This window comes from Micromonospora costi (assembly GCF_003626655.1).
GTDB classification, from domain to species: Bacteria; Actinomycetota; Actinomycetes; order Mycobacteriales; family Micromonosporaceae; genus Micromonospora; species Micromonospora costi.
On the sequence record NZ_RBAN01000002.1, the window covers coordinates 272,953 to 299,198 of the forward strand.

Below are 26,246 nucleotides of genomic sequence, written 5' to 3' on the forward strand. Positions count from 1 at the left end.
CGCGGCACTGATGATCGGGGCTGACGACAAGACACCGTGCAAGTGAGAGCACCTCAACGATCTGCCGCACCAGCCTCCACGGAACTCTGTACCGAGTCCGACAGTTCGCCGCCTTCCTCGGCCCGTAGGTGCTGGTTAGGGTCCCGTTCACGTCTCTCCGAGATGATCAACGAGTCCGCAGTTGGCCCGGAGAGCAGAGGACTCCACCCCTATGCCAGACAAGGACCAGAGCCCATCCCGATTCACCCGTCGACGACTTCTCGGGAGCGGGGCTGCAGCCGCCCTCGGTGCCGCGTCGTTGGCGCTGCCGCCGAACGTGCAGAAGGCGCTTGCCACGCCGCCGAGGACCTCCGGTCGTCTCAGCGACATCAAGCATGTCGTGATGTTGATGCAGGAGAACCGCAGCTTCGACCACTACTTCGGCACGATGTCGGGCGTCTGCGGCTTCGACGACCCGAATGCGCTGATCTTGGGGAACGGCCGTTCCGTCTTCCACCAGCCCTGGGATGGTCACCCAGACGGTTACGTGCTGCCGTTCCACCTTGACACCAAGAAGCTCGCCGGCCACGCGCTGCCTTCTACCGACCACGGCTGGCAGGGCCAGCACGAGGCGTGGAACGGCGGCAAGATGGACAACTGGATCCCGGCGCACATTCCGCACGACGGTGAGAACGCTCCGTTCACCATGGGCTACCTGACCCGTGAGGACATCCCGTTCCACTACGCACTGGCCGAGTCCTTCACCATCCTGGACCACTACCACTGCTCGGTGATTGGCCCGACCGGCCCGAACCGGCACATGTGGATGTCGGGCACGATCGATGTCGACGGTCTGGCCGGCGGCCCCTCACTGACCACCAGTGGTCCGGCCAACCAGTTCTCCTGGAAGACCTACCCGAAGCGACTCAGCGAAGCCGGCGTGAGCTGGAAGATCTACCGCCAGCCCGGCAGCCTCACCGGATCGGCCGCGATCAGCAAGTTCACCGACTTCGCCCAAGCCCAGCCCGGCGACGGCTTCTACGAGAACGGCGTGGCGACCCAGCCCCTGGGTCAGTTCGAGTACGACTGCCTGAACGACTCGCTACCGACGGTCAGCTGGATCCTGCCGCCGTCCGGATACGACGAGCACCCCTCCACCCCGGGCTCGGCCGCGGCCGGTGCGCAGTTCATCGCGGGCAAGATCGACGCCATCGCGTCGAACCCCGAGGTGTGGGCCAAGACCGTCTTCATCCTGTCCTACGACGAGAACGACGGCCTCTTCGACCACGTCGTGCCGCCGACCCCGCCGGCCGGCACGCCGGACGAGTTCGTCTTCAAGACCTCCAACGTCGGTGAGCAGGGCCGGGGATGGCCCAACGGTCTCGGTTTCCGCGTGCCGTGCATCATCGTGTCGCCGTGGACCGCGGGCGGATACGTCTGCTCCGAGGTCTCCGACCACACCTCTCAGTTGCAGTTCCTGGAGCACATCACCGGGGTCAAGGAGACCAACATCAGCGCGTGGCGCCGGGAAACCTGTGGTGACCTGACCGCGGCGTTCCGGTTCAACAACGGGCGGGCCGAGGCCCCGACGATGCCGGACACCGTGGGCGACTACAACTTCACCCAGTACGCGATCAAGAACCTGCCGATGCCGGAAGGGCCACCGGCGAAGCAGCAGATGCCCAGGCAGGAAAAGGGCAACCGGCCTCACGTCGGCTGACACCTACCGAGGCTCTTCGAAGGCCCGGCCGGGAAGCACTTCCCGGCCGGGCCTTCGCCCCTCTACGCGGGCACCCGGTACACCAGTCATCCAGACGACCTCGACTTGCCCGGCGCTACCTTCGCGGTGGGAGTGCCGATCGTGGAACGACTCCGCCTCGTCGCCGACACGCTCAAGCGCCAAGGAAACGTCGGAGACCGGTAGAACCCCACTGCTTACGTACTCCGATCCTGGGGCGGATCGCTGACTCCACGAACCCGGGGAACAGCAAGGCCGCGCCAAGATCCGGACGGTCGCAGTGCTACCGCCGATCTCAAGTGACCTGAGGCCAAGGCCTCGATGAGCTCGGGCATTGTCCGTCCTGCGTCACCCAGCCGGCGATTACGGCCGACACAAGCCCAGCCCACTCTCCACGCGCTGACACGCGAGCCTCTCCGCGAGCAGCCGAGTGCGTTCCCGGCTCGTAGGCTGGCGCCGGTCGCGCTGGTGGGAGGTGCCGATGATCGCCGGGCATGTCGTTTTCATTCACGGTTTCTGGTCGTCGTCGTCGACATGGGACCAGCTCGCTAGGGCGCTCGAGGCAGACCTGCAGCTCACAGACCTAAGCTGGCACCGCTACGGGTACGAATCGCCGAAGCTCTCCCTCCCACTCCTGCCCTCCCGTATCCCCGATTATGACGACATGCCCAGGCACTGCGTCCGTACCTCGCCGCCACCGCACCCAAGGGTGACCTGGCGTTCATAACTCACAGCCAGGGTGGCCTTATCCTGCAGCGTTACCTGTCCTGGATGCTGAACGAGGGATGTGGGCGGGACCTGCCCCGATCCGCTCCATCGTAGTGCTCGCCTGCCCGCACGAAGGCAGCGACTACCTCCGGTCATTTCGGGCCATGGCGAGCTTTGGTTCCATCCGCAGGCGAAGGCGTTCCGGCAGTTCGACGCCGCCGTCGCCGCCGCCCGGCGCACCGTACTTGGCCAGGTCATTCATGCCAGCGCTGTGAACGACAGGGAGTGCGTGATCCCGCTTCACGTGTACGCATGCCGAACTGACAACGTCGTGAAGCGAGTACCTGCCCAGAATCCCTTCCCTAATGCCGCCGTCCTCCCCCGGCGACCACCCCTCGATCCTCGACTCAGACCTCCCCGGCAACATCACCGCGTCCACCATCCGCAATCACCTGATCGACGACTTCTCCGCTGCCCCTCCCCCGTCCTCAACCCCCGGCGTAGGTACAGCTTCCCCAACCACAATCACGGACGGCGGACGCATCCGGCGCGGAGGACTGGATGGCGGTGCTCGACAGACTTGAACACTCCGGTCTTCCACAGGACGCCGCACCGACTCTGACCTGCGCAGACAAGAAGCCGCAGGCAGGGGTGGGTACAGTCGCGCATCGTTGGATGCCTTTCGACGCAGTTGAAGGCCGTTCAGTGCACCCTGTTGCTCCCAACCTGCTCCCCCACCCCTGGCTCGTGACCGGGCTGCTGCGGCCAGGCTGAGATCGACCTGTCCTGCAGGTCGTTCGTTGACGGGTCGTGGCCGCTGGCCCGAGCGGCCTTGGCCTTGGCTGACACCGGCGCCCGGCCAGCGACCGTTAGGCTCAGGCGCTCCCGACCTGCTCCCACGGCCCGGCTGTAAGCCGGGCGCGCACACGGATACCTCAGCGACGGCATGAGCGGATATCAAGATCGGTTGAGGACTACAGTTCCAGTAGTCCGCACCGCACGCGGGCTGGGCCTGTAGGTCTGATGGACGCCGGGTGCGACTCGCGTATCGGTCCCGATAGCGGTGGTCAAAGAAGTTGTAGGGGACGGGGAAGCCCCGGCGGGTGGGTGGAATGCTGATCCCGGGCAGGTGTACGAGCGCTGGCCTGCCGGGTGGAGCGCGATGCAGTCCTGTGACCGCCATGGGTGTGGGACTCAGCCGATGGCGCCTTCGATCTTGTCGGTCAGGTCGAGGATGTCAGGGACGGCGTCCAACACAGTGACCTCGACCAAGGCTCCATCTCGGCCGTACCGGCGGCGGTGACCAGGTCTTGGCGAATTGGCCGAGCTTTCTGCGCTTCGGCCCGTGCGGAGTAATCGCCGTTCGCCTCAGATGAGGAGTTGGCGGCGTTAACACGGATCTGCTCCCTCCTGCATCCCCACTACCGCCCGAAACCCTCACGTATAGGCATATCCGAACGCCAGACGCCTATCCCGTTGCCCTCCATGAAACACGGGTTCATTAATGTCTCTGATTGTTAAATCCCTCATCTCCGTTGGAGGAGAACGTTGTGAGACTGTGGACACAAAGGAGCGCCCGGGCGCTCCTCCCGGCGATTGTCTCGCTAGCAGCGTCGCTAGCGTTGACCTCGCCGGCAACGGCGGCGCCGAGCAAGGCTGCAACGCCCGCAGCACCAACCGCGGCCGCGACGCCCGCGAAGACTTCGGCGGACCTGCCTGACCCGACGGCCCGCGGGCCGTTCGGGCATCAGGTCATCCAGGAGGCCAAGTTCGGTTTGGCCACGCTCCAGGAGCCGAACTCTTCCGGAGCCGCTCCGACGGCGGGGACGGCGCAGGCGCCGGAGCAGGTCGAGATTCGCGGTCAGCTCTACATGCCGGACTGGGCCCTGCGTACCGAGCCGTCGCCACTGATCATCCTCGTGCACGGCAACCACGGCTCGTGTGACGCCGGCCAGGACACCGCGCGCCTCACCTGTGCGCAGTTCAAGCACAACGAGAGCGGCTACGCGTACCTTGCGGAGAACCTCGCCACGTGGGGATACACGACGTTCTCCGTGTCGCAGGACCAGCTGATGATGCGGCAGGACAACAGCAAGGGCAAGGGCATGCACAACCGACGCATGCTCATGGCCGCCACCCTCGACGCGATCAGCGCGGCGAGCAAGGCCGGCGGTCTACCGGTCGACACGCACACGACCATCGGCACGACGCTCTCCGGTCACCTCGACATGACCCGCATCGGCTTGATGGGGCACTCGCGCGGTGGTGACGCGGTCTCGAACTTCCTCGACTACAACCGCATCCGCACCGACGGCCCGCGCTATCCGATCCGCGGGGTCATCTCGCTCGCGACGACGGACTACGAGCGCAGGGCCCCGTACGGAATGCCCTACATGACGATCTTGCCGATGTGCGACGGTGATGTCTCGAATCTGCAGGGCACACGCCTCTTCGAGCGCAGCCAGTACATCAACCCGGGCGACCCCTTCCCGCGGATCCAGGTCGAGCATTTGGGCGGGATCCACAACTGGTACAACACCGTCTGGTACGCCGACGGCAGCGCGGACGGCCAGGCCAACAACGACGCGGCGTGCGGCAACTCGGCACCGTTCGCGACAAACAACATCCACCCGCACAACCTGCGGCTCAGCGGTGCCGCGAGCTACACCGACCCGAACCTGAACTACTCGATCGACAACTCGGACCCGCTCAACCCGGCCGTGAACACGAAGATCTCGGGTGACGCGGCACACATGGGTGACCAGGAGAAACTCGGACTGGCGACCATGGCCGCCTTCCTCCGGCGCTACATCGGCGGTGAGGGTGCTTTCCAGCCATACATGACCGGCGAGCTCGCGAACACCTCCACGGGGCTGCAGGTCCCGCCGACGGCCTGCCCGACGAGTCCGCCCGGCATGGCCATCCCCTGTAACGAGCGGGTCAACACGTCCTACTTCGGCGCGCCGCAAGAGCGGGTGGACGTGATCCGCCCCGAGGTGGAAAACCCGCTCACGCTCAACGCTCTCGGCGGCTCCCTGACCGGCAGTGGGTTCGCCGACCCGTGGGCGCAGGCGGCTGGTGTCACGCCGAAGCCGGCGCCGACCGCCGGCGGTTTCGACTGGTGCAACCCGGAGCCCCGGGACTTCGCGCCGTCGCAACTCGGCAAGAGCGGGCTGCCGACCGCCGCCAAGCCCTGCCCACTGCCCGCGGCGACCGCGCTCGGTGGGCAGAACGGCACCCGCGAGAACAGCCCGATCAACCATTCCTACGGTCGCCAGCTCACTCTCGCATGGGAGCAGAGCTCGACTGCCACCCTCACGGCGCAGATCCCGGCCGCGTCGAAGAACATGCACGGCCTTGAGGCTCTGGCTCTGAGTGCTGCCGTCAACTTCTTCGACACCCGCAACCCGGGTGCCGACAACCGTGGCGACAACACCAGGGACACGACGGTGAACGGCACCCCGGCGAATCCGGTCTGGCCGAACGAGTTGCCGACGTCGTACGACCCGACCGCGACGACCCAGAACTTCGTGATCGCGCTGAGGGACCTGGCCGGCCACGAGGGCACCGTCGACGCCGGGGACCCGCGCTGGGGCAACGCCCTGCACATGTCGACCGGCACGAACACGCCGAACACGCACATCGTCCTCGACCAGATCCGCGTTCCGCTCAGCGAGTTCGCGGGACAGGGCGTGGACATCGGCTCCCTGTCGAAGCTCGAGTTCCGCTTCGGTGTGGGTGACCTGCCGAAGTCTGGCTCGATCGAGCTGGCCGACGTGCGCTTCCAGGAGAACAAGGCGGGCGACAAGATCCTGTCCGACGGCAACGAGGCCAACGGCGCCGGTTACGGCCCGCCGGCCCTGGGTGGTCCGGACCCAGCGACCTACCTAAACGCATACGACAACACTCCGGGCAACGTCAAGCTCAACGACGTGGTCGCGAACCCGCAGGGGAACACGACCTGGACCGTCGACGACGACAAGAAGCAGTGCCCGAACGCCCAGTTCACCTCGATCCAGACCGCCGTCGACTTCGCGGTGCCGTGGGACACGATCGTGGTGTGTGCGGGTGTCTACCAGGAGTCGTCGACTCCGGTGAACCACACATCCAACCCCGTTCAGACGGGCGCGAAGAACGGCTTGACGATCAACAAGCCCTTGAAGATCAAGGGTGCGGGCGCGGACAAGGTGACCATTGAGCCGGACCAGTCGCTCGGGGCCCTGGCGGGCGATCAGCCGTACCTGCGTGACGGGGGCGGCAACGTGATCACGGTCTCCAGGCAGTCTCTCGGCTCCACCGACACCAACGAGATGTTCGTGGACATCTCGGGCGTGACAGTGACCTCGGGCAACGTCTGGGCCGAGGCGGGCATCGCCTTCTTCGGCGCCGCCGGACGGATCGCGGACAGCGTCATTGGTCCGATGAAGGCCGCGGCCAACGCCCAGGAACTGGCCGAGCACCCGCACGGCTGGGGCATCGTCAAGACCGGCGTGATCCAGGGTGCGGGCGCCGGCACGGTCGAGAGCGAGCTCACCGTCACGGACAGTGTGGTCACCGGCTACCAATCGGGCGGCATCCTGTTCGACGGGGCCCGGGGCAGGGACGGCAGCCCGGACAACACCGTTCGGGCCGGCATCCGCAACCACGGCTACGTGACCGACACAGTCGTCAAGGGCACGCCGAACAGCGTGTACCCGCAGGCCGGCGTCGAGTACACCAGCGGTGTGACCGGCTTCGTGAACAACAGCCGGATCATCGGGAACTACTACACTCCCGCGCCGTCGCAGTCGTACGGCATCCTGCTGGCCGACGCCGGTACCGATACGGCCGGAGCGCTCACTGCCTCCAGCAACATCATCAGCGGGAACGGGTTCGCGGTGTACAACGCCAACGCTGACAACAGCGCGGTGCGCGACGGTGCCGCATTCGCCGTATCGGACAGCTACCTCGGCACCGGCAACCCGGTCCCGGGAGGTCCGGCGGACCCGAGCACCGGAGTCGAGGCTATCTCCGGCCCCGACAGCACGGGCGCGGCCACGGTCACCATCGCCGGGCTTCGCTCGTCGCCGCCGCGGACGGTACCGACCGGCGTGGGCCGCATCGTCGACTCCGCGCCGACCGCCGAACTGATCGACCCGGGGCGCGGGACGGTGTTCCAGGTCGGATCGACGGTGCATCCGCTGGTGCGGGGCACCGACGACTTCGCCGTGCAGTCGGCGACGTTGATGGTCAACGGCACCCCGGTCGCCACCACCACCACGGCGCCGTACGAGTTCAGCTGGACACCGAGTGCGGCAGATGCCGGCAAGCAGGTCAAGTTGCGAGCGCTCGTTGTCGACTCGTCAGGAAACACCAGGCGCTCCAGCCCCGTGAACTACAAGGTGGGCCCGTGGCCTGGGCACGGTCAGTGAGGTAGGGGTGATCCCGGCATTTCATTGACTGACCGGAAGAGCCCTCGCAAGGGGCCCTTCCGGTCCCAGGCTTTTGTGGTGCCGGCGTCGTGGACCGACGACCCTCGAGTCGATCAGGATCTCGCCAACTCCATCGCCGCCTTCTCGATCGCGGCTTCGGAGAGCAGCACACGTCGGGCCGCGTCGCCGAGGGGGATGAAGAAGTCCTCGCTCGTCACCCGCGCGATCATGCCGTCGAATCCCCGGCCCACTAGCGCGGTGATGACGCCCTCAGACACGCCGCCCGACCGAGATTGTGTCCGAGGGCGACACGAACGGCTGCCCCACCGCCGATGACAATCGGCAAGACCTTGAGGCTCAGGCAAGTGTAGCGGCCTTGGTGACCTCTTTCGGGACCGCCGAAGAGGCCACCAAGCAGACGGCCTTACGACCAGGCCGTTATCGTTTCAGCTGACCACCCGAGGGCTTCGGCCTGATCGCCGGGCGCTGGCCGTTTTCCCTCCCGCGCCAGCTGACGGCCTCGCTCCACGCCGTCGCGCATACCCGGCTCGGAGTCGACAACCCGACGCACCACGTCGTCGATGAGGTCCGCACGGCCGCGGCTGGCCAACCACTCGATGATCGAGCTCCCGCCTAAACCTCAGCGTGATGCACGCACCGGCCACCATGAGATCTGGCCGAGCAGTTTCCTCCAGCCACGGCAGCACACTGGCCTGTAGGGTGTCGCTCACAGCGGCCAGCTTGCCGACACGGCCGGCCGGATCCAGAAGATCAATCACCCCGTCTTCGTAGGACCCGTAGCGGTAGCCGCTGGCCCGTCCCAGTGGATGGCCTGGCCCGAACTCCTCGCCCGAGTCGCCGACAACTACCACGCCGCCCGACGGTACGACGACGATCAGCCCTACGACGGCCTGCACCAGGTGATCGGCGATCGCGAGATCGACCCCAGCCTCCCACCCATCGGTTACCGGGTCCTCACCGAAGACGACGGCAACGGCGCCACCGCCTGGCAACCACCCGTGATCCGGCTAACCGAATGGCCTCCGGCCACCCTCGACTTCACCCGGTACCGCGGCGACGTAAACCGCCTGCTGGCCGACATCACCACCGAGCCCACCGTCGCCACATCCCTGTTCGTCCACGACAGCGACCAACCCAGTGGATGGTGCTGGAGAGCTACATCAAGAGAATCGACCCGGCCGGCCACAAGAGCTGGCGGGGCCCGCAGGAAGCCTCCATGGTCGACACCCTGCTCGTCGCCGCCGCCGACGCGAGAAAATTCGTGACTGCGCTCGCTGGCAAAGACCACAATTTCGTTCATGATTTGCTCGACACCGACGGCCATGTCGACTGCTGCTACCTCGCCGACGTCGGCCGCACCGGACCGCGCTGCTACCACCGCCACGACCGGTTCCAACCGATCGAGGCCGCTGGCTGGCAAACCGTTCACCATGGACGCACCGTCGAGGCATACGCCTGGGAAGGCAACATCCGAGACTGCTCGATCGGCGAGACCGCAACAGCCCTACTGCCCTCCACCCTGATCCAGCAGCAGGCCGACCTGACCTTCGACATGCGCGGACCCATCTGGCTCGACCCCACCGGGACGCCCGTCTTCGCCTACCACCAGCAGGACGGAAACGACAGCAAGGGCATGCCGGTCCGTGCCTCCTACCTGAGCGAATTCCTCGCCCAGCACCAGCTCGAACTCATCGTGCTGCACTGGTTCGAACGCATGAACCTCACCGGCGACTACGAAGGTCCGTTCCCCTCCATCACCGCCAACGTCGCCGCCCGCCTGACCCCCGACCTGACCATCCATGCGGGCAAGATCCGCCGGGAGGAACGCGACCTCGGCTGACTTTGAGCGTGCGGAGACCCTCATCCAAGCCATCCCCGCCGCCGTGAGGCCCGGCGCTGACCCCGGCCTGCCGCCGCTCTGCGGTATTCATTTCCTGATATCAGGGGATTCGGGCCGATTCGACACTTGCCTGATTCGTTACGCTGCATCTCAGCCCCCGCACTGATCATTGGCGCGCCTGACGTCCACGGTCAGTGCAATAGCGCTTGACCCCGTGAGGTGTGGCCCGTTGAGGGAGACGTTCGACAGACTGTTGCACCTTTCGGTGGAGCAGGCCGGTCTTCTGGTTGCAGTGCTTGGTCTAGTCGGGACACTCGTCACCACGCTTAAGCTCAGTGCCCGGATGCGTCGCCTAGCTGGCCTCGGAATTCGCACATTTGCATATAGGGCCGGAATACCATCCCGAAAGTACGGGCGATGGTTTGTTCGTAAGTACGCGAGCATCGAGAATGTCTACCTCGATCGAGTAGAGGCGCTTGACCTGGCGGCCACGTACGTTCCACTTACTGTTACATCGGATAGTAATCCATCCGACGCTGAACTGCTCGGCACAGACGTAATGGGCGCAAATCGCGGCAGAAAGATCATCGTCCTAGGAGATCCGGGGTCGGGAAAATCGACGTTGTTGCGCGCGTACGGTGCAGGAATCACGAAGAGAGCCTGGGGAGCGATCCTTTTAGGAGGGGATTGGCGTCCAACAAAAGGAGAGGTGCCCTTCCTTATACCCCTGCGCAAGCTACGCGCGGAATCCGGAGCTAATGCGGTCGAACAGTATTTGCTTAAGCTCTTGATAGATGCCGGCATTACTCGCAGGCCGGAATGGTGCTTGCGGCGTCTTCTCAAAGATGGACGCTGCCTCGTTCTGCTAGACGGCTTGGACGAGGTAGCCGAGGCTAGATATCACTCAGTCCTTCAGGCCGTCGGGGATTTTTGTGAGGGTGAGAATACGGAGCTTCCCACAGGGCTGGCAAGGGTCGTGCTGACATGTAGGCGCCAGAACTTTCTCAAGATTCGCGACGACTGGATGCCGTGGTTCAGCGACGAGTTTTACATGCTCGCGCCATTTCGCGACTCGGACGTGCAGCGGTATGTTGCGAAACGGAAAAGTGCTTTTCATTCCCCGAAGTCACCCAAGACATTTCTGGCAGATCTCAAGGCATCAGGCAATTTCGACCTGCACCGCAGCCCGTTGATCCTTGCGATGTCGGTCGGGCTGTATGTGCGGGACCCTGCGTTTATCATTCCATCATCTATTCCCGTCTTATACGACGCGATGATCTCTGAGATGCTGCGACGCCGATCGGCTGACAGTTCACCTGTAAGCCAGTCTCTCAAGTTCGACGCGATGGACAAGAGGAGACTACTCCGCGACATCGCGCTAAAGTCAGCGGAGTTGAGTAATCATTTCGAGTCGTTCTCCCGTAGAGATCTGATCACCCACGCCGAATTCCTTTCGCCTGAACTCACTTCAGTGGGGCGAGATCAGGTTGATGAATTCGTAGAAGAGATTGTGACAAGAGCAGGACTCGTCTTCGACGCATCCGATGATGGTCTTCTTTCATTTACTCATAGATCAATACATGAGTTCCTTGCCGCGGAGGCGATTTCGCGCATGGAGGACGGTGGTATCAACTTTATTTCCGAACGGGCCAGCCACGATGCATGGCGCCAATCCTTGATGTTCGTGGTGGCAAGTGCTCCACAGGCGGACGAATTGCTGATTCGGATCGCCAGTGTTAGTCCGGAGCTGGCCGGTCATGCACTGGCTAGTGCCCGCGTGAGTAAAGAGGTAGCTGCTGGAGTGCTTGCAACTCTCGGTGATCGAGCGAGGCAGCAAGGCCAAGTGAAGATAATCGTGCCTGCCATACTCGCTGCCACTCGATCGCCCGAACCGGCGATCAGCGATACCGCCGTGCAGTTGGTCAGGGAGATTTTGCTGTCCAATGCCGAAGACGAACAGACCGATGGGCAAGTTGATCAGGAAAAGAGACTTCGAGCTCTGTTTGGTGGCGATACCTTCGGCGCTCTGCAAGTGCTGGATGACGTGGCGAACAGCAATTCGCCCCAAGTGGCAGCGCTTTCCGGGGAACTGGCGGGCCTGGTTCCCAACAACGCGAGACTCGTAGCCCCTCTCTGGCGCTCGCTCAATACGCCCGGGATAGAGAATGAACCGGCATGTAAGGCTATTATCTCAAACTTGCTGACTCTGGCAATGAAGCCTGACTGCTTCGTTGAGCTCCAAAGTCAGGAGACGTTGGGAGAGAGGGAGTTTAGCGGCCGAACTCTTAGCGAGGTGTATCCATTTAAGCGAGCAGTTCCTCTATCGTCGAACTTCGTAAAGTTGCTTGCCTTGGCGGATGAACTCTCGGTGGAACCGTTAGGGCCGAAACCCTGTCCGTTCTTCGAGGCTAAGAGATTGGATCCGAAGGCGTTCAAGAACCTTGAGCGAGACAACAGATACACCGTTAAGGTTCCCATCCACGTTACCCAGTGGTTCCTTACGACGTTGGCAATTGTCGGCACGCTGGGAGCGGCCACGTGGGCCACCTATTTGCTGTTCGTTGATTTTGGTCGTCTGACAAGACCATATGGGATGAACAACGCTGTTCTCGTCTTGTTAAGCATGGCTGCGCCATACATGGCGCACCGCTTCATCCGCATTGAGCGGCTACCCGCACCCGGCTCGATGCAGTACGAGCTCGGATGCTTTTCGGTAGTGTTTGCGCCGCTTCCACCGATTGCCATCTCAGTCGCCCTCCTCCCGATAGCTGCATCTTCGGTTGTTTTGTTCCTAATTGCCGCTTCTGTGGCCAACTTTGTATTTTTCTTCCTTCCGTTAGCGCGTGTTGCACCACTGACGCACGTGTTCTACATCCCAGCCCTCAACCCTTATCGGCATGTGTATTCAGATCCTGGATGCCGCCACTGGGTTACGAAGCCGCAATAGGCCGAACCGGACAGCGTGCCTATGCGACCGGAGGTGGCTTAGAGATCGATTCTCTTTGAATGCGGTGCGTCGCTTGTAGGCGGCCGCGGCGCACGGTAGATCGGCGGGCTGTGCGAGAGGGAGATCGTCGACGGGTTGTGGGAGCCGCTCGACCCGTTGATTCCGGCTCGTACCCGCCGGTTGCGCTACCCCAGGCGATTGGCTCGTGACGACCCGGTAGCGTTGGCGGGGTTCTTGTCAGTGCTGCGGACCGGGATCCCGTGGCAGCAGCTATCGACCTCGGCGTTCGGGGTGTGGGATCGACGTGCTGGCGGCGGCCTGCTCGCTGGCAAGAGCAGGGCGTGTGGCAGCGTCTGCACGGGGTGCTGGTGGCCGAACTCCGCTCCCGCCGAGCCCTGGACCTGGACCTGGACCTGGACCTGGACCTACGCCGTGGTCGACGCCTCGCGCCTGCGCTCAATGGGGGGACCACGTCGGGCCCAGCCCGGTCGATCGCGGCCGGCCGGCAGCAAACACCTGATCACCTATACGAGCGGCGGGCCCCTTGCGGTGATCAGATTCACGTAGTCAAGGACGCTTGACCACCAGTACGTCGGAGACGGCACGGGTGCCGCCAGTTTGTGTCCGAGGGGGGACTTGAACCCCCACGCCCTATACGGGCACTAGCACCTCAAGCTAGCGCGTCTGCCATTCCGCCACCCGGACCTGCTCGTCCAGCCTACCGCGCCAGCCCCGGTGTTCTCGACACCGAGGACCGGCCCCGGCGGGCCGCACGGGGAGTTACTGTACACGGCCCCGGTGGATCATGCACATCGCCTTCCCCCGCGCCGCCGGACGCGACATCCGCCCTGCTCCCGCCCCGGGTAGGGGCGGTGCACGGCGGCGCCGGGTAGCGTCCGGAGCCGATCTACCGGCAGCATGACCACGTGTCCCATCCCTCCCCCCTGGCCGCCGTACAGCACCGGGCCCTCGCCCTGCGCGGCGCGGGCGACCTGACCGCCGCCCGTCAGCTGCTGACCGAGGCCGTCGGATCCGCCCGCCCACCGTATGGGCCGGACCACCCGGACGTGCTCAACACCGCGCACCTGCTGGCCCGGCTGCATCGGGAGGCCGACGACCCGCTCGCGGCCCGCCGGGTGCTGGAGGAGGCGTACGCGGTCGGGGAACGCCGCTGGGGCGACGGCGACCCGTTGATGCTGGCGCTCAGCTTCGAGCTGGCCGGGGTCGCCGAGGAGCTGGGCAACAGGCACGAGGCCCGCCGCAACTACAACCGCGTCGCCACCGCCGGGCCGGCGGTGCTCGGGGACGACCACCCGGCGGTACGCACCGCCCGCCGCTACCTCGGCGTCCCGTCCACCGACACGGCACCGGCCGCGCCACCTCCGGCGGCGTTGACCCCGGGGAGCGCGATGGCCGCCCTGTCGGGGCCGACCATGGCGTTCGCCACGCTGTCGCCGGTCCGGCGGCCGTCCCCACCGCCACCCGACGTGCCGCCACCCGACGTGCCGCCACTCGACGTGCCGCCAGCCGGCGGCCCACCGGCCGCGCCGGGCGCCGTGCCTCCTCCTCCGGTGACGCACCCCGCCCCGCCCGCGGCGCCCGAGTACGCGCCACCGCCGCTCGCGCCCGGCGGATACGCGCCGCCACCGACCCCGCCTGGCGGTGGTGGCGGGATGCCGCCGTCGCCCTGGGCGCCGGTGCCCGGCCACGTTCCGGCCGCAGCGGCCTCGGCGCCCCCGCAGTCCGGCGGCCTGCCGACGTCGCCGCCCCCGGTGCCCTCGCCGCCCGTCAGCGCCGCGCCCCCGTCGCCGCACCCCGGCAGCATGGCGCCCCCGCTGCCGCACCCCGTCAGCGCCGCGCCGGCACCGCTGCCGCACCCGGGCGGCGCTACCCCGGCACCGTCGACCGCCGGGGTCGGGACGCCGCCCGCACCCGTAGCGCCCCCGCCCGTGCCGCCCTCGGCGTGGGCGCCGCAAGCCGCGACCAGCGGACCGGTACCCGCGCAGGGCGGGCACGGTCGGCTCGTGCCGCCAGCCGACGAGACAGCCCCACTGGTGCCACCGCGCGAGCCGTCGCACCCCGGTCACGGAAACACCGCACCGCTCGCTCCGGCGTCGGCGCCTCCGGCTGGCCCGGGCATGGCCGCGCCTGCGTCCGCGTGGGCACCGCCGCCACCGCCCGCATCCGCGCCCGCCTTCGCCACCGCCTCGCCCACCCAGGCCGCGCCCGCAGCACCCGCGCCCGCGCCGGCCGCCGCGCCCGCCCCGCCCCCATCACCCGCGCTCGTGTCAGCGCCCGTCGCGCCTGCCCGTCCGCCGGCGGCACCGGCCGTACCCGCACCTCCCCCGCCGCCGCGAATGCCCCCGGCACCGCCCGTCGCCCCACCCTCGGCCGCACCGGGAGCGGGTGGGAGCGGCCCGGCGCACGAGCAGGCTTCCTCCGCGCCCGGCTGGGACAAGCCGACGATCCAGGTCCGGCAGATCGAGCCGCTGCTGGCCGAGGAGCTCGAGCGGGCCAGGACCGGCCAGCGCGACGATGAGCCGGAGCAGCAGGCGGCGCCGGGCCAGCCGGACGGCGTCGTGAACGTGCCGCCCGCTCAGCCGCGCCCGTCGGCCCTCGGCCAACAGGCCGGCGCGCCGCCCGAGCCGGCGACGCCGTCGGGCCAGCAGCCGCCCGGCACGTGGCCGAGCCCGATGCAGGCAGCCACGCCGACGCCGGTCAGCGCACCGCCGTCGGAGGTCACGGGTCACCCGCAGCCCGTGAGCGCACCGCCGGGCTACCCGTTGCCGGTGAGCGCACCGCCCGGGCACCCGTCGCCGGTGAGCGCGCCGCCCGGCTACGCGTCGCCGGTCAGCGCGCCTCCGGTGAGCGGGCCCGTCAGTGCGCCGCCGGTCAGCGGTCCGCCGGGCTATCCCTACCCGGTCAGCGGGCCCCCGGGTTACCCGGTGAGCGCCCCGCCCGGCTACGCGCACCCGGTCAGCAGCCCGCCGGTGAGTGCCCCGCCGGCACCGCCCTGGGGGTTGACCGCGCCGCCATGGAGCGCCACCGCCCCACCCCAGCCGCTGCCCACCGTCGCCGAGCACGACGAGGAGGGACCGGCGGGGGCGGACCTGCCCGACCCGGTGTCGCCGGCGCCGCTGCCCGACCCCGACCCGGAGCCGCGGCCCGACGTCGTGCCGCTGGGGGACCCGGCGCCTCCGGCGGTCGACCCGATCGCGGCGCCGCTCGCGCACTCGCCGGCCGTCGTGCCACAGGCGCACGCCGAGGCGCCGGGCCACAGCCCGAGCCCCGCGGATGCCCGCTCGGTCACACCGGACACCTACCCGGGCACGCCGGGCGGGGATCCGGGCACGGTGGTCGCCTACCCGGCCACGCCGGGCACCTACCGGGGCGACCCACCGGCCGAGGCGTCCATCCCCGGGTCGCCGACCGCCCCGGACGCCGACACGTATCCGAACGCACCCGAGGCCCAGCCGGGCACATACCCGAACGCACCCGGGGGCCAGCCGGGCACGTACCCGGGCGCGTACCCGCCCGGGCCGCAGGTCTACCCGGGGGCCGGCGGGTACCCCGTCGAGCCGTACCGACCGGAGGGCGTCGCGGCGCACCCGGCGACGCCGCCGCCGTACCTGTTGCCGGACGAGCCGGAGCCGCGCGGCCGCAACCGGGCGGCGCTGGCCGTCGCGGTGACGGCCGTGGTGGTCGCGGTCGGCGCGGTGGCCGGGGTCGGCGTGCTGGTGCTGGGCCGCGACGGCACGCCGCCGGCGAGCGCGCCCTCGCCGCGCGCGGCGGCGCCGACGGCCAGCGGGCCACCGCCGGGTGACCTGCGGCTGCGGGACGACTCGACCTCGATCAGGTTGACCTGGACGGACCCGTCCGGCGGGAGGGTGCCGTTCATGGTCGCCGGTGGTCGGGCCGGCCAGCCGTTGGGCGTGATGGCCACGGTGGACCCGGGAACGGAGAGCTACACCGTCAACGGGTTGAGTTCCCGGGTGGACTACTGCTTCACGGTGCTCGCGGTCTGGTCGACGGACACGTTCGCCACGTCGGGCCAGGCCTGCACCGAACGTGAGGGACGCACTCCATCCAGCTGACCTGCGCACACGCTCGGTGTCCACAGCCGGACGGTGCGGGTTCCCGCCATCGTGACGCGGCCCATATGATGGCACGCGGCTCAGGGGAGGGGTCGCCGGTAGGGGACGCCACCTGGCACGACGACACGGGAGGCAGCCGGTTGTGGCCACCATCGACGAAGCCGTGAACACCGAGCCGGGCACCTCCCGTCGCCGCTCGCGAATGCGGGGCGGGTTGGTCACCGTCGGGACGGTGGCCGCGCTGCTCGCCGCGATGGGCCTGACCGTGCTCGGGCTCGGCGCCGCCGACAACGCGGTGGCCAACTACGACGCGAGTTCGTGGTTGTGGAGCGCGGCCCGCAGCGAGCTGGCCCGGGTCAACGGGGTCACCGCGCGCGTCGACACGCGCACCGAGGTGCCGGCGGCGCGGCAGCATCCGATGCAGGTCACCCAGACCGACCGGATGCTGATCCTGCGCGACCTGAACACGGGTCAGGTCAGTTCGCTTGACCTGGCCACGCTGCAGATCACCGCGACGACCCGCACCACGCCCGGGTTGGGCGTCAACGTGGCGTTGCACGAGGACGCGGCGTTCGTGGTCGACGCGGTGCAGGGCGTCGTGCGGCAGCTCGACCCGCGGTCACTGTCGCCGGTCGGCGAGCCGGTCCGCTACCCGCCCGGCATCACGGGCGGGTCGTTCGACGGTGAGGGTCGACTCTGGATCGCGGTGCCGAGCCAGGGCACGGTCTCGGCGATCACCGCGGCGGCGTTGCCCGCCACGCCGGCGTCGCCGGGCGCGGGCGGCGGGCTCAGCCCGAAGCAGATCGAGACGTACGACGTGGCCGAGCCCGCGCACGAGCTGGTGGTCTCCACCCTGGACGACGGTGTCGCGGTGCTCGACCGCACCGCGGGCGCGCTGGTGACAGTGCAGCGCGGCACGGTGCGGCCCACGAAGCTGTCGATGACCGCGCCGGGCTCGCTGCCGGCGCGGACCAGCGGGCCGAAGGTGCCGGTCACGGTGCCCGGCGAGCGGAAGGTGCACGTGGTCGCCGAGAGCGGCGGCGAGGCGGGCAGCTTCACCGTGCCGGGCGACGGTGACCGGCTCACCCCGGCGGTGGCGTGGGCCGACCGGTTCTACTGCGCCGACGAGGCGACCGGCACCGTCTACTCGTTCGACGCCAACGGCACGCTGGTCGACACGATCAAGGGCAGGGCGACCGGGCCGCTCGAGCTGGAGGTCCGGGAGAACCACCTGTTCATCAACGCGCCCGACGCGGCGACGGCCCGGGTGGTGGACGACAAACACCAGGTCCGTGAGGTCGACAAGTACGCCAACGATGTGCTCGGCGGTGACCCGCCGCCGGCTCCCCCGCCGCCGCCCCCGCCGAAGAAGCCGAAGGTCGGCAAGCCGGGCGCGCCGCGCGGCGTCACCGCCGCGGCCGGCAACGCGCTGGCCCGGGTGAGCTGGCGCGCAGCGCCGGCCAACGGAGCCGCGATCATGCGGTACGTGGTGGAGGGCGCGGGCCAGCGACACGAGGTCGGTGCCAACCAGCGGTCCGTGGAGATCAAGGGCCTGACCAACGGTGAGACGTACCGGTTCTCGGTGCACGCGGTCAACGCCAAGGGCGCGGGGCCGTCGCGGAGCAGCAACCCGGTCACGCCGACCGCCGCCGTGCCCGATCCGCCGGCCAGCGTCACCGCGCAGGAGCGGCCGGACGGCACCGTCCTCGTACGGTGGCCGGCCGCGAACGGGCAGGGCAATACCATCGCCCGGTACGCGGTGACCGCCTCCTCGGCGGGCGCGAACGCCCCGGTGGGCGAGTCGACGAAGACCGAGCTCGTGGTGCCCGCTGGTGAGCTGGAGTACGGCAACCAGTACGCGTTCACCGTGGTGTCGGTCAACGACAAGGGCGCCGCGTCGGCGGCCTCGCCGGTGAGCAACACGGTGGTGCCGTACGCGGTGCCGGGGCGTCCGGCGCAGCTGCGGGCGAGCACGGTGGCCGACCAGCCGGGCACGGTCGCGGTGCAGTGGGCGCCGGCCGAGGCCAACGGCCGCCCGGTGACGAAGTACCTGGTGGACGTGGGCGGGCGCACCAGCGAGGTGACCGACACGCGGGCCACGGTGAACGGGCTGGGCAACGGTCAGAACGTGACCGTCAAGGTCAAGGCGGTCAACGAGGCCGGGCCGGGCGCGGAGGCCACCGCCACGGCGCGTACGGTCGCCGAGCCGCGGATCACGGTGACCGGCTCGTCGGCGACGGCGACCGGGGCCACGGTGACGTTCACGGTGGACGCCGGCGGCGGGCAGGCGTCCTGCACGTTGAGCACGCCGGGCGAGCCAGCGAAGGCCGGCGCCTGTTCCAGCATCACGATGAGCGGGTTGACGCCGGGTACGGCGTACACGTTCACGGTGACGGCGTCCAACGCCGCCGGCAAGGGCACGGCCACCCGCGCGCAGAGCACCGACGCCCTGTACGGGATCGCGACCTGCAACAACGGGGCCTCCGGGGAGGAGGCCACGTACTGCGACAGGGACGTGTCCGGCCGCAACGGCAACGAGATCTTCTCGGTGGCCCGGCAGGACAACAACAGGCAGGTGGGCTGGGCGGAGCCCGGCATGCGGCTGAAGGCGTACTGCAAGAAGCAGGGCGAAGAGGTCTACGCGTACATCTACAACAACGACAAGCGCAGCACCTGGTGGGTGCAGGTCGAGTACAGCGGGAAGAACTACATCCCCTGGGCCTGGCTGAACCTGGAGGGCGGCGACAACATCAACGTCCTGCCCACCTGCTGATTCACCCCAGGCAAGGAGCACCACGCACGTGAACACCCACGAGCCGCTCACCCAGCCGGAGGTGCAGGGCTTCGCCGCCCTCGCCGCCCGGCTGGCCGAGAACGTCAACTCGGTCGTGCTGGGCAAACCGCAGGTGGTCCGGCTGGCGCTCACCGCCCTGTTCGCCCAGGGGCACGTCCTGTTGGAGGACGTGCCCGGGGTGGGCAAGACCACCCTGGCGCGGGCGATCGCCGCGACCGTGAAGGGTCAGTGGCGGCGGATCCAGTTCACACCGGACCTGCTGCCCTCCGACGTGTCCGGCGTGACCATCTTCAACCAGGCCACCCGGGGTTTCGAGTTTCACCCGGGTCCGGTCTTCGCCAACATCGTCATCGCCGACGAGATCAACCGGGCGTCGCCGAAGACCCAGTCGGCGCTGTTGGAGGTGATGGAGGAACGCACCGTCACGGTGGACGGCGTCCGCCATCCGGTGCCGCAGCCGTTCCTCGTGGTGGCCACGCAGAACCCGGTGGAGATGGACGGCACCTACCGGCTGCCCGAGGCCCAGCTCGACCGGTTCCTCGTGAAGCTCTCCGTCGGCTACCCCGACGAGGCGGTCGAGGTGGAGGTGCTGCGCGGGGCCACGATCCGCTCCCCGGAGGCGCTGACCGCGATCACCGACACCGCCACGGTCGGCGAGATGGTGAAGATGGCCCGCCGGGTGCACATCGCCGAGCCGCTCTACGCGTACGCGGTGCGGCTCGCGGCCGCCACCCGCACCCACCCGCAGGTACGGGTCGGGGTCAGCCCCCGTGGCGTGATCGCGCTGACCCGCGCCGCGTGCGCGTACGCGCTCATCGACGGCCGGGGCTGGATCATGCCGGAGGACCTGAAGACCCTCGCCGAGCCGGTCTTCGCGCACCGGCTGCTGCTCACCCCGGACGCGCAGGTGCGCGGCGTGACCGCCGCCGAGGTGCTGCGCCAGGCCATCGCCTCGGTGCCGGTGCCGCTCCCCTCGGGCCAGCCGGCCCCGGTGCAGGGGTGACCGGCCGCACCGGCATGGGAGTCACCGCCCGCGGGGTCGGGCTGCTCGTCGCCGCCGTGGTGCTGCTGGGCGCGGGCTTCCGCTTCGCGTACCCCGAGTTGGCGCTGCTCGGCGCGGCCGCCGGCACCGCGGTCGGCTACGCCGCCGTGGTCGCGGCCTGGCGGCCTCGGCTGACGGTCACCCGGCACGCCGACCCGGACCGGGTGGCACGCGGCGAGCCGGCCAGCATGACCCTGACCGTGCGCAACACGGGGCGGCTGCGGGCCGCGAGCCTGCTCGCCGAGGACCGCTGCGGCGACGACACCGTCGCCGTCCCGCTGCTGCGGCTGCGCCCCGGCCGCGACACCACCGTGACGTACGAGGTGCCCACCCGGCGCCGCGGCGTGGTCCGGGTCGGGCCGCTGCGGGTGACCCGTCGGGACCCGCTGGGCCTGGTGGCGTTGTCCCGCCCGTACGGCGGGACGACGCCGGTCTGGGTGCACCCGCGCATCCACCCCCTCGCCGCCGTGCCGACGGGCGCGGGGCGCAGCCTCGACGGCCGGGTCGACGCGGTGCCGCACGGGTCGATCACCTTCGACTCGCTGCGCGAGTACGTGGTGGGCGACGAGCTGCGCCGGGTGCACTGGCGCACCAGCGCCCGGGTGGGCGAGCTGATGGTGCGGGAGAACGTGGACACCAGCCTGCCCCGGATCGTGGTGCTGCTGGACAACCGCGCCACCGCCCACCCGGAGCGCCGCGGCGGGACGGCCGCGTCGTTCGAGGCGGCGTGCGAGGCGGCCGCGTCGATCGTCACGGCGGCCGTCCGCGCCGACCTGCCCGTGGTCCTGCTGCTGGTCGTACCGGACCTCGCACCCGAGGCCGGATCCGAGGAGGCCGGCGCCGCGGCGACCACGCGCGGCTGGGCGGGGCTGCGCGCCCGGCTGCGTCGGGACGCGCACCGACCGGGCGACGCCGCTCCGCGGGCCGACTCCCCCGGCGGCCCGCTGGACCGGCTCGCCGCGGCCGACCTCGTCGACGGCGACGACGCGCTGCAGGCCACGGCGGCCCGCGTGCGACGCGACCGGCTCGGCGACACGCTGGTCTTCCTCACCGGCCCGGGCGGCCGGGGCGACCTCGGGCACGTCGGCGCGCTGCGCGGCGCGTACCCCTCGGTGGTGGTCGGCGTGTTCGGCGCGACTGAGCCGACACCACCCGGCGCGGCCGGTCTGGTGGTCATCGACGCGGCCGACGGGGCACAGTTCGCGGCGGAGTGGGACGGGGTCAGGCGGTGGTGACCATGCGGGACGGACGGCCGCCGGCCGGCGCGGACGCGGCCGGCCCGGTGGACGGCACCGGCCCGAGCGCCGGCGCCGTGACACACGACGGGCCCGCGCCCGGCGGCGGACGCCGTCGGCTCGGGTCCCTGCTGCGAGCGGTGCCGGTGCCGCTGGCGCTGGTCACGATGCTGGCGCTGGCCGGCGTCGAACTCGGCCGGGTGTACGCCGGGTCGCTGCTGCCCCGGCTCGTCGCCGGTGCCGCACTGGGCTCGGTGCTGGTCAGCCTGGCCGCCCGGCGGCTGCCGTCCTGGCTGGTCGCGCCCGTGTCGGTGGTGGCCATGGCGGCCTGGACCGGCTGGTCGCTGAGGCTGGCCGCCACCCACGCCGGCCTGCCCGGCAGCCTCGCCGAGGTGACGGCCGACGCCGCGCGCAACGGCATCCCCCGGTTGCTCACCGCGATGATCCCGGTCGAGCCCACGCCGGACACCGTGCTGGTGCCGCTGGTGGCCGCCTGGCTCGCCGGGCTGACCGGCGCGGAGGTGGCGTTGCGGGCCGGCCGGGTGCTCGCCGGCTACCTGCCTCCCGTGCTGCTGTACGCGGGCGCGCTCTACGTGGTCGGCCCGAACGCCGCGCCCGCGCTCTGGCCGACGGTCGTCTTCGTGGCGGTCGCCGCGTTGGGGCTGGCGGTGTCCGCGCGCACCGGCCCGGCCACGGGTGATCCGACCGCCGGTCTCGCGCCCGGGGTGCGGGCGGCCGTCCGGGTCCGGCTCGCCGCGGGCGCGGCGTTCGGGCTGGTGGTGGTGGTCGGTCTCGTCGCCGCGCTCGGCCCGATGGTGGCCGGGCAGGTCGACGGGCGGCCCGTGGACCCACGCCGGTACGTCGAGCCGCCGCAGGTGGAGACGCTGGACGAGAACCCGCTGATCCGGATCTCCGGCTGGGCGCTGCACCCGGAGCAGAAGCTGCTGGATGTGCGCACCGATCGCCCGGCCGGCGCCCCGGCGCCGGCTGCCGCCCCCTCCCCCGTGAGCGGCGACGAGCCGCCGGACGGCACCGGGACCGGTGAGACCGTCGCCCCGCTCCGGATCCGGCTCGCGGTGCTCAGCGACTACGACGGGGTCACCTGGCGGGTCGGCGCCACCTACCGCAACGCGGGGCGGATCCTGCCCGCCGCCACCCCGGCGCCCGGCAGCACCGTCAAGACGGTGCGGCAGGACATCACGGTCGCCGAGCTGACCGGTCGGCTCCTACCCGCCGTGGCGACCCCCCGCGAGGTCAGCGGCGCCCGGGTGGCGTACGACCCGGCCACGGGGACGCTCATCCGGCCGGAGGGCCTCACCCCCGGCCTGCGCTACACGGTGACCTCGGATGAGGAACACCCGGACTCGAACCTGCTCGCCACCGCGAACGTGCCGGCGGGCGAGACGGTGGCGCGGGTGCTGCGCGTGGCCGACGGGGCGCCCGAGCCGATGGTCCGGCTCGCCGGCCAGCTCGCCGAGGAGAACGGCGCGCCGTACGCCCGCGCGGCGGCCATCGAGCAGTTCCTCTCCGAGCACTACCGTCTCGTGTCGGACGCGCCGAGCGGGCACGCGTACCCGAACCTGGGCTTCTTCCTGTTCGGCCCCCGCAACGGCGGTGGGCAGCGCGGCACCTCCGAGCAGTTCGCGGCGGCGTTCGCGGTGCTCGGGCGGCTCACCGGCCTGCCGACCCGGGTCGTGGTCGGGCTCGAGTCCACCGGGGACGGCGCGATCCGGGCCGGTGACGCGTACGCCTGGCCGGAGGTGCTCTTCGACGGTCTGGGCTGGGTGCCGTTCGACCCGTTGCCCCGCCCGGACCAGGAGCCCCGGCCCGTGGAGGAGGACTTCCGGCCCGCGCCGGACAACCCGCCGCCGTCGGAGGCGCCGGAGCCGACGCTGGAGCCGACCGCGTCACCCGAACCGAGCGCCGCCGCGGCGGGCCCGGCCGACGCCGGGGGCGTACCGACCCCGGTGCTGGTGGGCGGCGGCACCGGCGGTCTGCTGGTGCTGGTCGGGGCGGTGCTGCTCACGTTGCTGGCGATGCGCCGCTCCCTGACCCGCGGCCGGGTCGAGCGGGGCGACCCCGCGCACCGCATCGCGGGCGCCTGGCGGGAGGTGACCGACGCGCTGCGCCTGGCCGGTCAACCGGTCGGGCCCGACCTGGCGGCCACCGAGGTGGCCCAGCGTGCCCGTCACGCCGTCGCCCCGCCCGGCGGGGCCGTCGACGCGGTCGCCCCGGCCGGCGGGGTCATCCACGCCGTCGGGGCGCCGTTCGCGGATCACGTGGCGGCTACCACCCGCACGCCGGCCGACGGCGTGGACGAGCTGGCCGACCTGCTCAACCAGGTGGGTTTCGCCCCCGGCACCGTCACGCCCGACCAGGCCGCCCGGGCCGCCGGTGCCGCGCAGACGTACGTCGACGCGCTGCGCGCCACGCGCCCCCGCTGGCGCCGGTGGCTCTGGTCGATCCACCCGGGCCCCCTCCGGTGGCGCCGCTGACCCCGTCGGCGGATGCGCGACACTGATGGCATGGATTTCCTCTGCTATCACCGCGACCGGCCCGGTTCCATGGCTCTGCGCAGGGATCTGCTGGAGGAACACTGGTCCTACATGGACCGGTACGCGGCGCGGATGATCGCCCGCGGCCCCACCTTCGCCAGCGACGGCGACACCCCCACCGGCAGTCTGCACATCGTCGACCTGCCGGATCCGGCGGCCGCCCGCGCGTTCGCCTTCGACGAACCCAACTACCAGGCCGGCGTGTACCGGGACGTGCTGCTGCGCCGGTGGCGCAACATGCTGGGGCGCACGATGTGGGAGTTTCCCGGCGGCCGCACCGGCGGCAACCGGTACCTGGTGCTCGGCTTCGGCTCCGGGCAGGCCGCCGACCTCGCGTCGCCGCCCGACCGGGACGACCTGATCGCGTACGGGCCGCTCCTGTCCGACGACGGCACCAGCTGGCTGGGCACGGCGGTGCTGCTCAGGGCGCCCGACCCGGGCAGCGCGCGGGCCGTCCTCAGCGCCGACCGGTACGCCGACATCGAGGTCCACACCTGGCAGTTCGGCGGGCGGCCCTCGTAGGCCGACACCGTTCGGCACACCGCAGCCGCCAGCCGATGGCCGCGGTGCCGCCGCCGGTACACGGGGCCGTATTCGTCTTCCGCATGGCGTCATCCGAGCTTGGTTCTTCACCGCGCCCGCCCGTCCGCCATAGGGTTTTTGTGCCGTGGCACGGCGGATCAGTGAGGAGCATCGACGCATGGAGCACCCGCACCCGATGAAGGATTTCCTCGTCCGGGCCGCTGACCTGCCGTGGGTTCCGCAGGGTTCCTCCAACGTGTGGTTCAAGCCGCTGCGTATCTCGCCGGCCACGGGCAGCTGGGTCAACCTTCTGAAGGTGGCGAAGAGCGGGGTGGTCAACCGGCACCGGCATCTCGCGGAGGTCGAGGGGTGGGTCGTCCAGGGCCACTGGCACTACCTCGAACACGACTGGCAGGCCGAGCCCGGGGCGTACGTCTACGAGCCGCCCGGCGACGTGCACACCCTCGTGGCCGACGTGGACGACCCGGACCACCCCATGCTGACGCTGTTCTCGATCCACGGTCCGATCGAGTACATGGACGAGACCGGTGAGGTCGCCTACGTCGAGACCGCGGAGACCAAGCTGCGCCGCTATCACGACTACTGTCGTGAGCAGGGCATCGCCCCGCACGAGATCGTCTTTTGAGCGTCATGACCACGGACCGAGCACGATCCCCGCAGAACGCCCGGGACCTGGTATCGATCTCGCCGGTGATTCCCGTCGTCGTGGTGGCGGAGACGACCGACCCCGTCTCGCTGGCCACGGCGCTGCTGCGCGGGGGCGTCGGCATCATGGAGGTCACCCTCCGGACCGGCGCGGCGCTGGACGCCATCCGGCGGATCGCTCACGAGGTGCCCGGCATGGTCGTCGGAGCCGGCACGGTCACAACCGGTCAGGAGGCCGAGCAGGCGCGCGCGGCCGGAGCGGGGTTCCTGGTGAGCCCGGGCACGACCCCGGATCTGGTACGCGCGGCACGCGACACGGGCCTGCCCTACCTGCCGGCCGTCAGCACCGTCAGCGAAATGCTGGGGCTGCGGGAACTGGGTCTGGACACCATGAAGTTCTTTCCCGCGGCGGCGAGCGGCGGGCCCGCCTTCCTCTCGGCGGTCGCCGGGCCGCTGCCGCAGCTGATGTTCTGCCCGACCGGCGGGGTCTCACCGGCGACCGCGGCCGACTGGCTCCGTCTGCCCAACGTCGGGTGCGTCGGGGGGACCTGGCTCACCCCGGCCGACGCCCTGGCGGCCGGGGACTGGACCCGGGTCGAGGAACTGGCCCGCGCGACCGCCCGGCTCCGGGACACCACCGCATCGTCCTCCTGACCGCGCCGCCCGCTGTATCCGCGGGTGGCGCGCGGTGGCT

General features: G+C 69.9%; 12 protein-coding genes, 1 tRNA gene and 1 pseudogene. 12 read left to right on the top strand and 2 right to left on the bottom strand.

Features of this window, described 5'->3' with window-relative positions; translation table 11 throughout:
* The first annotated feature begins 211 nt into the window (after window positions 1-211).
* A complete protein-coding gene (locus tag D7193_RS12090) occupies window positions 212-1,699 on the top strand; it encodes an alkaline phosphatase family protein (protein ID WP_120779585.1) in 1,488 nt (495 codons plus the stop codon).
* Window positions 1,700-4,200: 2,501 nt separating this feature from the next.
* Complete coding sequence (locus D7193_RS12100; protein WP_241562956.1) at window positions 4,201-7,836, top strand: Ig-like domain-containing protein; 3,636 nt, start codon at window positions 4,201-4,203, stop codon at window positions 7,834-7,836.
* 113 nt (window positions 7,837-7,949) lie between these two features.
* Here the strand turns inward: D7193_RS12100 and D7193_RS12105 are convergent, their stop codons facing one another.
* A complete protein-coding gene (locus D7193_RS12105) occupies window positions 7,950-8,114 on the bottom strand; it encodes a hypothetical protein (RefSeq protein ID WP_206611894.1) in 165 nt (54 codons plus the stop codon).
* Between the two features lie 884 nt (window positions 8,115-8,998).
* On the opposite strand from D7193_RS12105, the gene D7193_RS12110 reads away from it, so the two are divergent.
* Together D7193_RS12110 and D7193_RS12115 are read left to right on the top strand one after the other, a co-directional pair.
* Window positions 8,999-9,697, top strand: coding sequence for a hypothetical protein (locus D7193_RS12110; protein WP_120779588.1), 699 nt, complete (start codon window positions 8,999-9,001; stop codon window positions 9,695-9,697).
* A 229-nt stretch (window positions 9,698-9,926) separates the two neighbouring features.
* Complete coding sequence (locus tag D7193_RS12115; RefSeq protein WP_120779589.1) at window positions 9,927-12,644, top strand: NACHT domain-containing protein; 2,718 nt, start codon at window positions 9,927-9,929, stop codon at window positions 12,642-12,644.
* A 621-nt stretch (window positions 12,645-13,265) separates the two neighbouring features.
* On the opposite strand, the gene D7193_RS12125 is transcribed toward D7193_RS12115, so the two are convergent.
* Window positions 13,266-13,349 (bottom strand) — tRNA-Leu (locus tag D7193_RS12125).
* Window positions 13,350-13,570: 221 nt separating this feature from the next.
* On the opposite strand from D7193_RS12125, the pseudogene D7193_RS34955 reads away from it, so the two are divergent.
* From D7193_RS34955 to eda, 8 genes and pseudogenes are all read left to right on the top strand, one after another.
* Window positions 13,571-14,047 (top strand): annotated as a pseudogene (locus tag D7193_RS34955) (tetratricopeptide repeat protein); the annotation flags it as partial.
* A gap of 2,893 nt (window positions 14,048-16,940) precedes the next feature.
* Window positions 16,941-19,511, top strand: coding sequence for a fibronectin type III domain-containing protein (locus D7193_RS12135; protein ID WP_377456357.1), 2,571 nt, complete (start codon window positions 16,941-16,943; stop codon window positions 19,509-19,511).
* A gap of 28 nt (window positions 19,512-19,539) precedes the next feature.
* Window positions 19,540-20,535 carry an AAA family ATPase gene (locus D7193_RS12140; RefSeq protein ID WP_120779592.1) on the top strand — a complete coding sequence of 332 codons (996 nt, stop codon included), beginning with the start codon at window positions 19,540-19,542 and terminating at the stop codon, window positions 20,533-20,535.
* 14 nt (window positions 20,536-20,549) lie between these two features.
* Complete coding sequence (locus tag D7193_RS12145) at window positions 20,550-21,809, top strand: DUF58 domain-containing protein (RefSeq protein ID WP_120780357.1); 1,260 nt, start codon at window positions 20,550-20,552, stop codon at window positions 21,807-21,809.
* On the top strand, window positions 21,785-24,304 hold the full coding sequence (locus D7193_RS12150; RefSeq protein WP_377456325.1) for a transglutaminase TgpA family protein: 2,520 nt from the start codon (window positions 21,785-21,787) through the stop codon (window positions 24,302-24,304). The genes D7193_RS12145 and D7193_RS12150 overlap by 25 nt, the downstream gene beginning before the upstream one ends.
* Window positions 24,305-24,334: 30 nt before the next feature.
* A complete protein-coding gene (locus D7193_RS12155) occupies window positions 24,335-24,886 on the top strand; it encodes a YciI family protein (protein ID WP_120779593.1) in 552 nt (183 codons plus the stop codon).
* A 178-nt stretch (window positions 24,887-25,064) separates the two neighbouring features.
* Window positions 25,065-25,532, top strand: a complete 468-nt coding sequence (locus D7193_RS12160) for a 2,4'-dihydroxyacetophenone dioxygenase family protein (RefSeq protein WP_120779594.1) — start codon at window positions 25,065-25,067, stop codon at window positions 25,530-25,532.
* A 5-nt stretch (window positions 25,533-25,537) separates the two neighbouring features.
* The gene (gene eda / locus D7193_RS12165; protein WP_120779595.1) at window positions 25,538-26,206 is read left to right on the top strand and encodes a bifunctional 4-hydroxy-2-oxoglutarate aldolase/2-dehydro-3-deoxy-phosphogluconate aldolase; all 669 of its coding nucleotides are present in this window, start codon (window positions 25,538-25,540) and stop codon (window positions 26,204-26,206) included.
* The last annotated feature ends 40 nt before the right edge of the window (window positions 26,207-26,246 follow it).